This is a genomic window from Burkholderia sp. YIM B11467, assembly GCF_052952715.1.
Window position 1 is genome coordinate 65,988 of record NZ_JBQVSQ010000014.1, and the last position, 13,943, is coordinate 79,930.

Annotated in this window: 12 protein-coding genes; 3 read left to right on the forward strand and 9 right to left on the reverse strand. The window is 65.6% G+C overall.

Annotation, left to right across the window (positions count from 1 at the left end; all coding sequences use genetic code 11):
• Nucleotides 1-41 precede the first annotated feature (41 nt).
• From tssA to ACTRWB_RS33400, 9 genes are all read right to left on the reverse strand, one after another.
• Nucleotides 42-1,163, reverse strand: a complete 1,122-nt coding sequence (tssA, locus tag ACTRWB_RS33360) for a type VI secretion system protein TssA (protein ID WP_129513580.1) — start codon at nt 1,161-1,163, stop codon at nt 42-44.
• A gap of 41 nt (nt 1,164-1,204) precedes the next feature.
• Nucleotides 1,205-3,874, reverse strand: coding sequence for a type VI secretion system ATPase TssH (gene tssH / locus ACTRWB_RS33365; RefSeq protein ID WP_446904408.1), 2,670 nt, complete (start codon nt 3,872-3,874; stop codon nt 1,205-1,207).
• Nucleotides 3,875-3,917: 43 nt separating this feature from the next.
• Nucleotides 3,918-5,018: a type VI secretion system baseplate subunit TssG gene (gene tssG, locus ACTRWB_RS33370; protein WP_412022574.1), complete on the reverse strand. Its 1,101-nt coding sequence runs from the start codon at nt 5,016-5,018 to the stop codon at nt 3,918-3,920.
• Nucleotides 4,982-6,817, reverse strand: coding sequence for a type VI secretion system baseplate subunit TssF (tssF, locus tag ACTRWB_RS33375; RefSeq protein ID WP_129513577.1), 1,836 nt, complete (start codon nt 6,815-6,817; stop codon nt 4,982-4,984). The genes tssG and tssF overlap by 37 nt, the downstream gene beginning before the upstream one ends.
• Nucleotides 6,818-6,893: 76 nt before the next feature.
• Nucleotides 6,894-7,379, reverse strand: a complete 486-nt coding sequence (tssE, locus tag ACTRWB_RS33380) for a type VI secretion system baseplate subunit TssE (RefSeq protein ID WP_048251028.1) — start codon at nt 7,377-7,379, stop codon at nt 6,894-6,896.
• Nucleotides 7,380-7,441: 62 nt separating this feature from the next.
• Nucleotides 7,442-7,945 carry an Hcp family type VI secretion system effector gene (locus ACTRWB_RS33385; protein ID WP_048251029.1) on the reverse strand — a complete coding sequence of 168 codons (504 nt, stop codon included), beginning with the start codon at nt 7,943-7,945 and terminating at the stop codon, nt 7,442-7,444.
• 71 nt (nt 7,946-8,016) lie between these two features.
• A complete protein-coding gene (gene tssC / locus ACTRWB_RS33390) occupies nt 8,017-9,507 on the reverse strand; it encodes a type VI secretion system contractile sheath large subunit (RefSeq protein WP_048251030.1) in 1,491 nt (496 codons plus the stop codon).
• A 15-nt stretch (nt 9,508-9,522) separates the two neighbouring features.
• A complete protein-coding gene (tssB, locus tag ACTRWB_RS33395; RefSeq protein ID WP_006484395.1) occupies nt 9,523-10,038 on the reverse strand; it encodes a type VI secretion system contractile sheath small subunit in 516 nt (171 codons plus the stop codon).
• A 32-nt stretch (nt 10,039-10,070) separates the two neighbouring features.
• Nucleotides 10,071-10,700 (reverse strand): tetratricopeptide repeat protein, encoded by a 630-nt coding sequence (locus tag ACTRWB_RS33400; protein WP_419686043.1) that lies wholly within the window; start codon nt 10,698-10,700, stop codon nt 10,071-10,073.
• 373 nt (nt 10,701-11,073) lie between these two features.
• On the opposite strand from ACTRWB_RS33400, the gene tssJ reads away from it, so the two are divergent.
• The 3 genes from tssJ to icmH all read left to right on the forward strand — a co-directional run bounded on the left by tssJ (nt 11,074) and on the right by icmH (nt 13,913).
• Nucleotides 11,074-11,685: a type VI secretion system lipoprotein TssJ gene (gene tssJ / locus ACTRWB_RS33405; protein WP_048251032.1), complete on the forward strand. Its 612-nt coding sequence runs from the start codon at nt 11,074-11,076 to the stop codon at nt 11,683-11,685.
• A 102-nt stretch (nt 11,686-11,787) separates the two neighbouring features.
• The gene (gene tssK, locus ACTRWB_RS33410) at nt 11,788-13,134 is read left to right on the forward strand and encodes a type VI secretion system baseplate subunit TssK (RefSeq protein ID WP_343494127.1); all 1,347 of its coding nucleotides are present in this window, start codon (nt 11,788-11,790) and stop codon (nt 13,132-13,134) included.
• On the forward strand, nt 13,131-13,913 hold the full coding sequence (gene icmH / locus ACTRWB_RS33415) for a type IVB secretion system protein IcmH/DotU (RefSeq protein ID WP_048251034.1): 783 nt from the start codon (nt 13,131-13,133) through the stop codon (nt 13,911-13,913). The genes tssK and icmH overlap by 4 nt, the downstream gene beginning before the upstream one ends.
• Nucleotides 13,914-13,943: the final 30 nt, after the last annotated feature.

A 13,943-nucleotide genomic window follows, 5' to 3' on the forward strand; every position in this document is an offset into this window, starting at 1 on the left:
AGGCAACGGGCGGCGGCAGTCATGCACCGCCCGTTGGGCGTTTACGACTGCTCGTCCGGCCTCACACCCAGCAACTCGCGAATATGCGACAGCGAGCCGTCGTCCTTGACGACGCTCTCGAGCCACTTGTGCAGCGGCATGTCAGCCCATTCGGCCGCCTTGTCGGCGAGATACGCGACCGGGCTGTGCGGCTCGGTCTGGCGGAAATAACGCGCCACCGCACGCAGCTGGTCGACGGCCTGCGCACGGTTCTGGATGCCGGCGATCATTTGCGTCATCGGAGGACGCGGAGCGGTCTGCGACTGCACGTGAGTCTCCTCGGTCTGGATCGAATTGCCGAAAACCGGCTCGATACGCTCGGGCTGCGCTTGCGGCGCCGATGGCGCGTGCGGCGCGCTGCCCGTATAACCCTGCTCGCGCGCGAAACGCTCGGCGAGCCGGTACACGGTCTCGAACGCGTCGCGCGCCTGCCGGAAGCTCGGTGCCGAATCGCCGGCGCGCTCGACGAGCCGCTCCTCGAATGCATCGAGCGCGAATTCGAACGCCTTCAGGTTCGCCAGCAGCGCCGTGTAGAACGCGATCGGCGTCACGCGCCGCGACGAATCGATCTGGTCGACCGTCGGCTTGCCGCGCGCGATGTCGTCCGCGTGCTCGGGGTCGCGCTTGATGGACTGCGCGACGTGCTGCGCCACTTCCCAGTCGAGCGTGCTGAACGCGTTCGACGCGCCGTCCGTCATCGGCACCGCGCGCAGCAGCTCGGCCGTGCGGCCGGAGAGCCACGCGACGTTGCCGAGCCGGTACTCGGTGTCGTCGCCTTCGGGCAGCGGGTGCACGGTGTCCCAGAACTCGCGGCACAGGCCCTCGAGCAGCGCATAACCTTCGGTGAGGCCGGTGAGGCCGTCCTCGAGCGCGAGCGCCTCGGTCAGCCACACGCCGAGCCGCAGGTCCTTGGTGCGGGTCCGCAGCAGCTCGCCCGCATGGTCGACGACGAAGCCCCAGTCGGCTTCCTTGATCTCGGTCACCCATTCGCCCTGGTCGAGCGTCGGATCGTCGTAGCGCCGCGCGTCCTGGATCGCGTCGAATTCGTTTGAAAACAGCATGTCGTCGCCGCTGGGCGACGCATCGCTGATCGGCGTCAGCAGCTCGGGGAGATTGATCGGCATGGTTCGGTCAGTTCATCAATGCTTGCGTTGCGCGGCCGCGCTCATTCGACGGTGTACGCAAATTCGCCGGCCTCGTCCGCACGCACCGCGATGCGCGCGATGGCCGCGCCGTCGGCGATCCGGCCGAGCACGTGGCCCGCGATCTCCGGCAGCAGCGTGCCGTTCAGGATATGGTCGACGTTGCGGGCGCCCGAATCGACCTCGGTGCAGCGCGCCAGCACCGCATCGACGAGCGACTCGTCCCATTCGAACGCGGCCTTGTGGTTCGCCTCGATCCGGCGGCGGATCCGCTCGAGCTTCAACTCGATGATCTCGGCCAGCACGTCGTCGGAAATCGGATAGTACGGCACGACCTTCATCCGCCCGAGGAACGCGGGCTTGAACGTCTTGTACAGCTGCGGGCGCAGTGCCTCGGCGAGCGCGTCCGGATCGGGCAGCTCCTCGGCCGGCTTGTTCAGGCAGGCCTGCATCACCGCGGTCGACCCGACGTTCGACGTCAGGATGATCAGCGTGTTGCGGAAATCGATCTCGCGCCCTTCCGCATCGTCCATCGTGCCCTTGTCGAACACCTGGAAGAACATCTCGAGCACGTCGGGGTGCGCCTTCTCGACCTCGTCGAGCAGCACGACCGAATACGGGTTGCGGCGCACGGCCTCGGTCAGCACGCCGCCTTCGCCGTAACCGACGTAGCCGGGCGGCGATCCCTTCAGGCCCGACACGCTGTGCGCTTCCTGATACTCGCTCATGTTGATCGTGACCATCTTGCGCTCGCCGCCGTACAGGATGTCGGCCAGCGCGAGCGCGGTTTCGGTCTTGCCGACGCCCGACGGCCCGACGAACATGAACACGCCGCGCGGCTTGTTCGGATCCTCGAGGTTCGCGGTCGCGGTGCGCACGCGCTGCGCGATCGCGTCGAGCGCATGGTCCTGGCCGATCACGCGCGCGGTGAGCAGCGGCTGCAGGTTCAGCACGGTATCGATCTCGTCCTTCACCATGCGGCCGAGCGGAATGCCCGTCCACGCGGCGACGATCTCGGCGACGACGTGGCCGTCGACCTGCAGCGGCACCATCGGCTCGGCGCCCTGCAGCGCATGCAGCGCCACGACGCGTTCGGCGAGCCGGTCGCGCGTCGCCTGCACGTCGACCGGCTGGCCGTCTTCCGACGGGCCGCGCGCCTTGTCGAGCGTGTCGCGCAGTTCGGTGATCTCGGCGACGATCACACGCTCGGCTTCGTAACGCGCTTCGTCCTTCGCGAGTTGCTCCAGCGCCGTGTCGCGCGTGGTGCGCAACTCGGCGAGCCGCTCGTCGTGCGGCGCGCCGCCGGCCGCCTCGCGCTCCAGCGACGCGATTTCCGCGTCGATCCGCTCGATGCGCTTCTTCGTGTCGTCGATCGCGGCCGGCGTCGCGCTGTGCGCGAGCGCGACCTTCGCGCATGCGGTGTCGAGCACGCTGATCGCCTTGTCGGGCAGCTGGCGGCCGCTGATGTAGCGGTGCGACAGGCGCACGGCCTCGGTGATCGCATCGTCGAGGATCCGCACGTTGAAGTGCTTCTCCATCAGGCCGGACATCCCGCGCAGCATCGCGGCCGCGAGCGGTTCGCTCGGCTCCTCGACCTTCACGACCTGGAAGCGCCGCGCGAGCGCCGCGTCCTTCTCGAAATACTTCTTGTATTCGCTCCACGTCGTCGCGGCGATCGTGCGCAGCTCGCCGCGCGCAAGCGCCGGCTTCAGCAGGTTCGCCGCGTCGTTCTGGCCGGCCTGGCCGCCCGCGCCGATGATCGTATGCGCTTCGTCGATGAACAGGATGATCGGGTGCGCGCTCTTCTTCACCTCGTCGATCACGCTCTTCAGGCGGTTCTCGAACTCGCCCTTCACGCTCGCGCCGGCCTGCAGCAGCCCCATGTCGAGCACGTGCAGCGCGACGCCACGCAGCGGCGGCGGCACGTCGTCGGCCGCGATGCGCAGCGCGAGCCCTTCGACGACCGCCGTTTTACCGACACCGGCCTCGCCGGTCATGATCGGGTTGTTCTGGCGGCGGCGCATCAGGATGTCGATCGCCTGGCGGATCTCGGCTTCGCGGCCGATCACCGGATCGATCTTGCCGTCGCGTGCGCGCTGCGTGAGGTTGGTCGTGTACGTGTCGAGCGCGGGCGTCTTCGACGGGCCGGCCGCGGGCGCCGTGCCATCGGCGGCCGGCGCCACGCCGCCGTCGTCGGTATCGGCCTGGCGCGGTTCGGCTTCGCTCGACCCGGCCACGATCTCGTCGAACTTGTGCTTCAGGTCCGTCACGTTCACTTCCGCGAACTGCGACGACATCCGCTGCGCGAACTGCGCGAGATCCGGCGCGGTCAGCAGTGCGAGCAGCAGGTGCCCCGAACGGATGCGGCCGAGATGCGAATCGAGCGACGCGATCAGCCAGGCCTGCTCGAACAGCGCGATCAGGTGCACGGAAAACACCGGCGTGCGCGTATTGCCGGTCTTCAGGCGCGTCAGTTCGCGCTCCAGATCGGCGCGCAGCGCATGCGGATCGACACGGCTCGCGCGCAGCGCGAGCGGCAGGTCGCCCGCCGGCTCCTCGAGCAGCGCGAGGAACAGGTGCTCCAGATCGACCTCGTAGTGGCCGCGCGCCAGGCACGCGCTCGCCGCACGCTCGGTCGCGTGCCGGCTCAGCGGGTTCAGTTTCGTGATCAGGGTCTTCAGAGGCGTGCTCATGGCGTCGATCTCAGGTTCGATTGTGTGTTGTTGTCGTTCGGAATCAGTGAATCACGTGCAGTTCGTAGCGTGCGTCCGAGCGGTCGTCGATCGCGTCGCGCGTGCAGAGGAATGCGTCCCAGCCGAGCCGCGAACCCGCGCCGAGCACGCTCGCGCCGACCTCGGTGCGCTTCAGTACCAGCTTCACCTCGTACTCGAGCGTGACGCCGGCGAGCAGCGTCAACATCCGTTCGAGCGCGATGGCCTGCGCGCCGCCGGGCAGGAACGCCTCGTAGTCGCGCTTGGACAACGGGCCGACGACGATCCGCGCGCGCATGTCGCGCTGCCACACGCGCTCGCCGACCAGCGCCGTCGCGCCGAGCACCGCGTTGACCTCGCCGAGCACGCTCAGCTGGTCGGGCGGCACGTCGTACCACTTGCCGACGAACTGGTCGATCTTCACCGGCACGCGGAAATAGTCGGACAGCGTGCGCTGCAGGTACGCGGCCGACATCGGCCGGTGCCGAGCGGCCAGCGCGTAACCTGCAACGGCCTCGTCGAGCACGCCGCCGACGCCCGCCGCAAGGCTGTCGCGCACTTCGTCGCTCGGCACGCCCGCGATCGCGAGCAGCAGCGGCAGGTAGCGCTCGTCGCGGTCGAGCTCGTAATGGAACGGCAACCGGTACTTCTTCCACGCCGCATAGAACAGCGCGGTCGCGCGGTTCGAAAACACATCGAAAAACGCGCGCGCCGCGTGGTCACGCTTATGGTGCTCGCGTGCGACGATCTGCTCGGTGTAATGCAGCGGCAGCGCGCCCTGCGCGCCGAGCAGCCCGAAGAACGCAGGCGTCAGCTCGACGTGGCCGAGTTCGCCGGACGCGAGCGCGGCTTTACGCTGCTCGCCCGAGTCGAGCAGCGCGCCGTCGTCGTCGAACGAGCGCACGCCCTCGATCTCGCTCGGCGGAAAGCCGAGCGACAGCGTGTTGCGGAATTCGATGCGCTGCGCGACCACGTCGCCCTGTCGCCATGCGCCGGGCGCATCCGACGCCTGCCGCGCGAACAGTCCTTCGAGCACACGCACCGCCTGGAAGAATTCGAAGCGGTGCGGTTCGTCGAGCAGCGCGTCGACTACGCCAGGATCGACTCGCCGGTCCGGGGCTTGCATCGGATGATCTCCTCGCCGGTGCGCTTCGACACGACGACTAGTTGAACGAAACTGTTGAGGTGGACGTAAAGCCCGAAGAAGCTGTCGAGCACGCGCACGAACGACGCAAGGCTCGCGCCGACGAAGTGTTCCTCGTCGATCGTCAGGCGGATCTCGATGCCGCGCACGAAGGTCGCGAACGGTTTGCCGGGCAGCCACTGCACGGCGCCGCGCTGCTCGATGCCGGCCAGGCCGTCGATCTGGCGCATCGACACCGCGGTGCGCCGCAGGTCGTACAGCGTCAGCATTTCCTTCAGCGGCGCGAGGCCGTGCGCGACCAGCGACACGTGATTGAGCGCGAGGTGCGACACGAGCCGCCAGTGCGCGGCGCGGCCGCGCTCGAAGCGCACGCTCTGCGTCGGGCGGCGCAGCAGCGAGATGCCGCTCGTCTGCGCACCGCCTTCCTGGAACAGGTCGCCGCCCTCGAGTCCGAACGCGAGCATCGCCGGCAGGTCGCGGTTCGTGCAAGTGAGGTCGAGGCTCAGCGTGTCGGTTTGCGGCGACGTCGGCTCGAAGTCGATGTCGACGATCGAGATCTCCGTTTCGTAGCCGGGGCTCTTCTGCGCGACCCAGTCGTTGCGGCGCGCGAACCAGTAATGACCGATCCGCGCCGATTCGCCGTGATGCAGCGAATAGAACGGCCGGAACTCGATCACCGATTCTTCATGGGCCTGCTGCCGCACGAGCTTCACCGAGTCGATCGAGTACACCTCGTACGCGAACGCGCGGCGCGCCTCGGCAATCACCGGGTACGACACCGCGCGGTGCGTGATGCGGATCGGCTCGCCGTGCTGGCGGAACAGGTTGACGATCGGCGTGCAGAACAGCCGGAAGTGGCTCGCCGTCAGCAGTTCGAGCAGCCGCGCGACGTGCGAATCGCTTCGTACGTCCTGCAGCACCAGGTGCAGCGTCGCGCGCTGGCAGCGGCCCGACGCACGCGCGATCGCCGCGAGGTCGAAGTCGACGAAATCGAACTTGTCGGGGAACGCGAAGTATTCGGTGAGCAGGCGGTACGCGGGATGCGATTTCGCCGGGTAGTCGATCAGCGCGTCGTCCTCGCCGAAGCCGGCCTGCGCGATCGGCAGCTTGCGCAGCGCGGTCCAGCGGCCGTTGCGTTCGGGCTCGACATACGCGCCGAGCACGTTGACGAACAGGCAATCAGTGAGCGCGGCGACGAACGACTGCTCGCCGTGCAGGTGCGCGCGCAGCGTCGGCACCTTCAGCGCGCCGAGATCGAGCTGCGCGGCGAGCGATTCGAACGTGATCGAGATCACGCCCGTCGCATTGGACGGCAGCACCGTCGCGCTCGGCGCGAGCGCGACCGGCGTGTAGCGGGCTTCCGAGATGCGGATCGGCGCGAGCGTCACGTCGTAGGCGGTGCGGAACCGGCACTGCACACCGCGGATCGGGCGGCTCTTCAGCTCGGTGCCGCGATCGATCACGACCGGTTCGGTCTGCTGGCCAGGCGACGCCGGCGTGAACTGCGCGATCGAACACGACGGAAACGGCCGCAGGTAGTGCGGATACAGCACTTCCAGCAGCGCTTCGGTGAATTCGGGGTAGTCGTCGTCGAGCTTCTTGTTGATGCGCGCGCCGAGCAGCGCGAACGACTCGATCATCCGCTCGACGTGCGGATCCTCGCAATGCTCGCCGGACAGCGCGAGCCGTGCCGCGATTTTCGGATAGCGTTCGGCGAAATCTCGCGAATAGCGCCGCAAAAACGATAATTCGCGCTCGTAATACGGCAGCAATTCTTCCATCGACGACCCCGAACCTCAATATTTCCTGCCGGACCTGATCAACCACCGGGCGGTCCGGCCCGCTCGGCGGCTTGATTTACTGCATTCTCGCGGCGCGTGCGCGCGTGACCGAATACTGCAGCGTCGACGGCTGCAGCATCGCGTCGAAACTCACCGGCTCCTCGGCCGGGTGCACGACGAGCAGCGCCTGGATCGCGAAGTAGAGCGCGTTGGTCGCCTGCTCGTTCAGTTCGAACGCCACCTGGACCTGCTGCAGGCGCGGCTCATGGCGCGCGATGGCCTGCTGGATCGACTTGCAGATGAACGCGCGGTCGTAGTGACTCGCGAGGCTCAGCCCCGCGAAATCGTTCAGCCCGTAGGTCAGCACCGATTTCTGGCATTCCGGCAGCGCGGCCAGTTCGTTCTCGGTGTGCGCGATACGGGTGTTGAGGATCGCCTCGACGTCGCGGGCGACCGTGTTCTTGAGCTCGTCCAGCGACAATTGCCGCATCGCTGCCGAGGCCGGCAGGTGCGGTTCGTCGTCGAACAGCTTGTCGAGAAAACTGGGTTCGAATCGTTTCATCGGCCGGCATGCACTGCTAAAGCGGCAACGGGACGCCGCGCGCCCCGTTGCCGCAACCGACCTTAGACCGCGTAGGTCTTGTCGTTCTTCGTCAGGCTCCAGGCGCCCTGCGTGTTGCCGCCCTGGTTGCCGCCGATCTTCTGCTGGGTCTGCTTCCACTGCACGGCAGCGTACTTCAGCGAGAACGTCTCGATCGGCAGGCCTTCCTCGCGGACGCTCGGCGCGATGCTCGAGATGATCACGTACTTGAGCTTGACTTCCAGATACTGCACGCGCTTGCCTTCACCGTCCGCGCGCGAGAAATGGATCGTCACCTCGTCGAACGTCGTGCCGCCCGACGCGTGCTGGTACAGCAGCGGGCTCGCCGAATCGATTTCCTTCGAGAACACCATGTCGCCGTGTTCGCAACGCGTCTGCGTCAGGCCGCCGGCCGACGAAGCAGTCGCCGAGCGCGGCTGCAGGATCGAGTGATCCCACGACTTCAGCTCGAGCCAGCCCTGATGGTCCTTGTCCGCGGACTCGCCCTTGACTGCCGGGCTACCAAACTGCAAGTGAATGTGTAACATGGTCCTTCTACTCCCCAAAGAGGTGGTTTTAACGTCCTACCCAGGCGGCCCGCCCGGGCGATTTTGCTCGCTTATGAATTTGCCGATTTGGGCAGATCAGCGACAAGTCGCAGAGAAATCGAGAGTTCGTCGAGCTGAAAGTGCGGGCGCAGGAACGCGACCGAACGATACGAGCCCGGCTTGCCCGGAATCTCCGACACTTGTATGGATGCCTCGCGCAGCGGGAATTGCGCTTTCTGTTCCTGCGAGGCGTTGTCGTCGAGCAGGACGTACTGCGAAATCCACCGGTTGAGGAAAGTCTCCACGTTCTGCGCCGATGCGAAGCTGCCGATCTTGTCCCGCATCATCGCCTTCAGGTAGTGCGCGACGCGCGATACCGAGAAGATGTACTGCAGCTGAGCGGACAGGACGGCGTTCGCATTCGCGCTGTCGGTGCTGTATTTCTTGGCTTTCTGCACCGACTGCGCAGCGAAGAACGCGGCGTAATCGGAATTCTTGCAATGGACGAGCGGGATGAAGCCGAGGTCGCTCAGCTCCTTCTCGCGGCGATCGGTGATCGCGATCTCGGTCGGGCACTTCAGCGCGACTTCACCGTCGTCGGTCTTGAACGTGTGGGTCGGCAGGTCCTCGACGAGGCCGCCGCCTTCGACGCCGCGGATCGCCGCACACCAGCCGAAGTCGTCGAACGCGGCCGTCAGGCGCGCCGCGAATGCCCACGCGGCGTTGCACCACAGGTACTTGTCGTGCTCGGTGCCGTCGACGTCCTCGACGAAATTGAAGCGTTCCGCGGTCTGGCCGTCCTTCGGATTGAACGGCAGGCGGCCGAGGAAGCGCGGCAGCGTCAGACCGACGTAGCGCGAATCCTCGGAGTCGCGGAACGACTTCCACTTCGCGTATTCGACCGTGTCGAACACCTTGGCCAGGTCGCGCGGCTTGCCGAGATCGGAGAACGTCTCGAGGCCGAGCAGCTCCGGCGACGCCGACGCGATGAACGGCGCGTGCGCGGCCGCCGCGACGCGCGACATCTGCTCGATGAAGTAGAAGTCTTCCGGCTGGCGCGAGATCTCGTAATCGCCGATCAGCGCACCGAACGGCGAGCCGCCGAACGTGCCGAACTCTTCTTCGTAGACCTTCTTGAACAGCGCGCTCTGGTCGAACTCGCTCGCGCCCTTGAAATCGCGCACGAGGTCGCGCTTCGGTGCGTGCAGCGCCTTGATCTTGATCGTCTGGCCGGTGTTGCTTTCCTTGACCAGGTAATCCATGCCGCGCCACGTGCTTTCGAGGCGCTGGAATTCCGGCGCATGCATCACCGCGGAAAGCTGCGTGGAGATCAGGCGGTCGAGTTCCGCGACGCGCGCGTCGATCGTCGCCGACAGGTTGTCCGACACGATCACCGTGCCGTCGAGCACCTGGTGCACGAGTTCGCCGATCAGGTCCTTCGCACGTGCATGCTCGGAATCGGATTTCGCGACCTTGCTCTTCTCGACGATGTCGTCGAGCAGCGAGGTCCCGGCGGCGTATTCCGCGCCGCTGGCTTGGGCCGCAGCCGTTTGCTGGTTCATCTCAACACTCCGTCGTCATTCGCCGTCTTTGTCGCCGCCGGTGCCCTTGGCGAGCTCCTGCAGCTGCTGCGTGTTCTTCAGCACCTCGGACAGCAGATCCTCGAGCTTGTCGTTGCCGGCGAGCTTGTTGCGCAGGTCGGCGAGCTTCGAGCGTGCCTCGAGCAGGCGGCGCAGCGGCTCGACCTGTTCGACGACTTCGTCCGGGCTGAAATCCGACAGCGAGCGGAACTTCAGGTCGACCGCGAACTTGCCGCCTTCCGGGCTCAGGCGGTTTTCCACCTGAAACGCGGCACGCGGCTCGATCGCCTTCATCACGTCGTCAAAATTGTCGCGGTCGATATTGACGAACTTGCGGTCGCGCAGCTTCGGCTGCTCGATCTCGGACTGGCCCGCCAGATCGCCGACAACCCCGACGACGAACGGCAGTTCCTTCACCTCGATCGCGTCGCCCTTCTCGACCTCGTAGGTCAGCTGGACGCGCGGCGGCCGTATTTTCTGCAAGCTTTTCTGAATGCTTTCTTTCTTGGCCATCGACGGCTCCCAGGTTGGTTGTAGTTGTCGCGTCAGTTGCGCAGTGCGCCGAACGGGTCACCGCCGCCCTTTTGCGGTGTGGCGGGCGGCGTCGGCGCGGTGGTCGCCGCTGCTTCGGCTGCCGGTGCGGCAGCGCCCTTCGGACGATGGACGATCCGGCGCGGCGGGCGCGGCTTCACGACCTTCGTTTCAGGCGGGAACAGCGCCGATTCGCCCAACGTGTCGCGCAGCTGCTTCGCGAGCGCCTGCGCATCGGACTTCGCGTCGCCCGCGAGCGACGAATCCTGGCGCAGCTCGCCGAGCGACTGCGTCGCGATCCGCAGGCCGGCGACGGCCAGCACGCTCTTCGCCTGACGGTCGGTCGCGTCGCGCTGCAGTGCTTCCTGCGCGGCAACGATTGCCTGGCCGTAATGGTTCTGGGCGAACTGGATTTGCGCGATGCGCGACCACGGTTCCTCGCGCGTCGGATCCGACTTCGCGAGCTGCTGATACAGGCCGAGAGCCTTGTCCTGGTCACCCGCCTTCGCAACCGCGTCCGCATCGGCCAGCGACTTGTTGAACACCTCGGCAGTCGGCGGCGCGGGAGGCTGGCTCGCACAGCCGGCGATCACGCCGCAAGCCACTACTACCCCAGACAGTTTTGCGAAGAGACGGTCTTTCATCGTTATATCCACCGGCGCGTGAGTTTTAAATCGTTGAGAATCTGGTTCTTTTGCTTTGCAAGAAGCGCGCGGGTATAGTACCGATCAATTTTTCATAATTCAATCGTCGTGTGAAGAGTAATTCCTTTTAAATCCGGGCGCTACCCCCTCGAATGGCCTCTCGCTGCAGGCTCGCAGCGGTTTTTCTTTCGGCCGGAATGCGCAAGTTTTACTGGTTGCGCGACGCGCCGCCCGGGTGGCGGAAAAAATTTCCGAGCGCTTGCCACGACGCGGGCGTGCTTAATAGTTGAACAGTGCAATGCCGGGGATACGCATTGAACGCGGAAATACCCGGCAGTTCTGACAGGGATAAAGGCGGCACGCCGGAAACACGATGAGATCGTCCATGATTCGCTACGCGCTGCCGCTGGTTGCCTGCGCCCTTCTGGCCGGATGCGCGGCCGCCCCGCTGCTCGGCTCGGCCGCGAGCGCCGTGCTGCAGGCTGCCGGCGTCGGCAAGCCCGACCTGCCGGACGCGCAGAAACCGCCGCGCAATATCGGGCTCACGCTGGCCGCCGCGCCGAACCTGAATGCCGCGACCGACAACAAACCGCTCGCGCTCGTCGTGCGGCTCTATGCGCTGAAGGACCCGACGTCGTTCCAGCAGGCGCCGTTCGACGCATTTACCGATCCGACCAAGGAAAAGGCCGCGCTCGGCGCCGACCTGCTGAACGTGCGTGAAATCACGCTGATTCCGGGCCAGCGCTACACGGCGACCGAGAAGGTTTCGCGCGAAGCGCAGGCATTCGGCATCGTTGCGCTGTTCCGCGATCCCGCACTACAACGATGGAAACTGACGTTCGATCCGGTAAAGTCGGAGAAATCCGGCATAATTATCGGCCTGCATAATTGCGCGATGACGGTCACCGACGGCACCGTCATCGCACCGCAACAAGGTGCGCCTTCGCAACCGCTGAATATGCTGTCTTCGGTCTCTTGCGGTTAAGCATGACGCACGAATGTCAATTAACAAGAGTTAACAATTGGCGATTTAATTCGGGCACGAACAAATCGATTACTTCGCAACGCGACATTAACCGGATTTGACATGAGTTATTCGGCCAAGGTGCTGTGGGGGGAAGGGCTGTTCCTCCGGCCTCAACACTTTCAGCGACAGGACGCGTACCACGAAGCGCGCCTGTTCGAATCGATCCAGGCGATCCAGCCTTACAACTGGGGCGTGCGCTCGGTGCGCATCGACCGCGACGCGCTCGGCAGCAACGTGCTGCGGGTTGCCGAACTCGCGCTCGTGTTCCCGGACGGCGCGTTATACGCCGGGCCGCAGGCCGACGAACTGCCGCCGCCGATCGCGCTGGACACGCTGCCCGAGGGCATCAACGAATTCGTGTTCTATCTCGCGCTGCACCCGCTGCGCGAGAACGGCACCAATTACAGCGACGATCCGGCCGCCGGCTTCATGACGCGTTTCGTCAGCGAGCAGACGAGCGTCGCCGACAATTTCACCGACGCGGCCGAAGCCGACATCACGTTCCTGAAGACGCAGGTCAAGCTGATCGCGCATAGCGAACCGCGCGACCAGTTGCTGTCGGTGCCGCTCGTGCGCGTGCGCCGCACCGCGACGTCCGGGTTCGAGATCGACGACAGCTTCGTACCGCCGTGCCTCGCGATCGAGGCCTCGCCGATCCTGCACCAGCGGCTGCGCCAGCTGGTCGACGCGTTGCAGGCGAAGGTGAACGCGCTGTACGGTTTCCACCGCGAGCCGTCGAAGAACATCATCGAGTTCCGTTCGGGAGACATCGCGTCGTTCTGGCTGCTGCACACCGCGAACGCCGCGTTCGCGACGCTCGCGCACCTGCACCAGCACGCGGCGCTGCATCCCGAGCGGCTGTACCAGGAACTGTTGCGCCTCGCGGGCCAGCTGATGACGTTCTCGAAGGGCTATACGCTAGCCGACCTGCCCGTGTACCGCCACGACGATCCGGGCCCGAGCTTTGCGCGTCTCGACCTGATACTGCGCGAGCTGCTCGACACCGTGATCTCGACGCGCTACTTCTCGATCACGCTCGACGAAGTGCGTCCGTCGTTCCACCTCGGGCGCCTCGATTCGGGCAAGATCGACGACAAGACCGAGTTCTATCTGGCGGTGTCCGCGGACATGCCGAGCGTCGAGCTCGTCGATGCCGTGCCGGCCCGCTTCAAGGTCGGCGCGCCCGACGACGTCGACAAGCTCGTGCTGTCGGCGATGCCCGGCGTGCGGCTCTCGTACACGCCGCAGGTACCGCCCGCGATCCCCGTGCGACCCGGCGCCTGCTACTTCTCGCTCGATTCGCGCGGCGCGCTGTACGAGCGCATGCTGCAGGCCCAGTCCGCGATGATCTACGCGCCGACTGGCATCAATGACCTGAAATTCGAACTGATCGCGGTCACATCATGAGCTACGCGCCTTCCCTGTTCGGCGACAACGCGCCGGCCCCCATGCATACCCCGGCGTCGACGGATTCCGCGTTCCAGGCCCGTTCCCTGGTTGACCTGCTGTACGACGGGTTCTTCATGCTGTTCCTGCTCAAGAACGGCCGCGAGCCGGACAGCGCGAGCGAGTTCAGCACGAAGATCCAGGAATTCCTGTCGGATTTCGAGCGCGGTGCGAAGAAGCTGAATATTGCCGCCGAGGACGTGTACGGCGCGAAGTTCGCCTTCTGTGCGGCCATCGACGAGATGGTGCTGTCGTCGCAGTTCAAGATCCGTGCAGACTGGGAACGGCGGCCGCTGCAGCTCGTGCTGTTCGGCGAACAGCTCGCGGGCGAGAAGTTCTTCCAGTATCTCGAGGAATGTCGTGCGCAGGGTGCGGCGCGGCTGCAGTCGCTCGAGGTGTTTCATATGTGCCTGCTGCTCGGGTTCCAGGGCAAGTATCTGCTCGAGGGGCCGGAGAAGCTCGCTTATCTGACGGCGCGGCTCGGGGATGAGATCGCGCATATGAAGGGCAAGCGCGCGCCGTTTGCACCGCACTGGCCGTTGCCGGATCAGATTGCGCATCGGCTGAAGCGTGAGGTGCCGGTGTGGGCGATCGGAGCGGTGTTCGCGCTGGTTGCGTTGCTCGGGTTCCTCGGGCTCAACACGTATCTGAAGGACAAGACGCTGCAGGCGCTGGCGCCTTATTCGCAGGTGATCAAGGTCGGGCCGGAGTCGGCTAATTTGACGATTTCGTTGCCTTGAGGGGTGCCGGTTGTTGGGGCAACGCTTCAT

Excerpts from the sequence above, each read along its gene's own strand:
- tssA (WP_129513580.1), bottom strand. The coding sequence starts at position 1,163 with ATGCCGATCAATCTCCCCGAGCTGCTGACGCCGATCAGCGATGCGTCG.
- tssH (WP_446904408.1), bottom strand. The coding sequence starts at position 3,874 with ATGAGCACGCCTCTGAAGACCCTGATCACGAAACTGAACCCGCTGAGC.
- ACTRWB_RS33385 (WP_048251029.1), bottom strand. The coding sequence starts at position 7,945 with ATGTTACACATTCACTTGCAGTTTGGTAGCCCGGCAGTCAAGGGCGAG.
- tssF (WP_129513577.1), bottom strand. The coding sequence starts at position 6,817 with ATGGAAGAATTGCTGCCGTATTACGAGCGCGAATTATCGTTTTTGCGG.
- icmH (WP_048251034.1), top strand. The coding sequence starts at position 13,131 with ATGAGCTACGCGCCTTCCCTGTTCGGCGACAACGCGCCGGCCCCCATG.
- tssG (WP_412022574.1), bottom strand. The coding sequence starts at position 5,018 with ATGCAAGCCCCGGACCGGCGAGTCGATCCTGGCGTAGTCGACGCGCTG.
- ACTRWB_RS33400 (WP_419686043.1), bottom strand. The coding sequence starts at position 10,700 with ATGAAAGACCGTCTCTTCGCAAAACTGTCTGGGGTAGTAGTGGCTTGC.
- tssE (WP_048251028.1), bottom strand. The coding sequence starts at position 7,379 with ATGAAACGATTCGAACCCAGTTTTCTCGACAAGCTGTTCGACGACGAA.
- tssC (WP_048251030.1), bottom strand. The coding sequence starts at position 9,507 with ATGAACCAGCAAACGGCTGCGGCCCAAGCCAGCGGCGCGGAATACGCC.
- tssB (WP_006484395.1), bottom strand. The coding sequence starts at position 10,038 with ATGGCCAAGAAAGAAAGCATTCAGAAAAGCTTGCAGAAAATACGGCCG.
- tssJ (WP_048251032.1), top strand. The coding sequence starts at position 11,074 with ATGAGATCGTCCATGATTCGCTACGCGCTGCCGCTGGTTGCCTGCGCC.
- tssK (WP_343494127.1), top strand. The coding sequence starts at position 11,788 with ATGAGTTATTCGGCCAAGGTGCTGTGGGGGGAAGGGCTGTTCCTCCGG.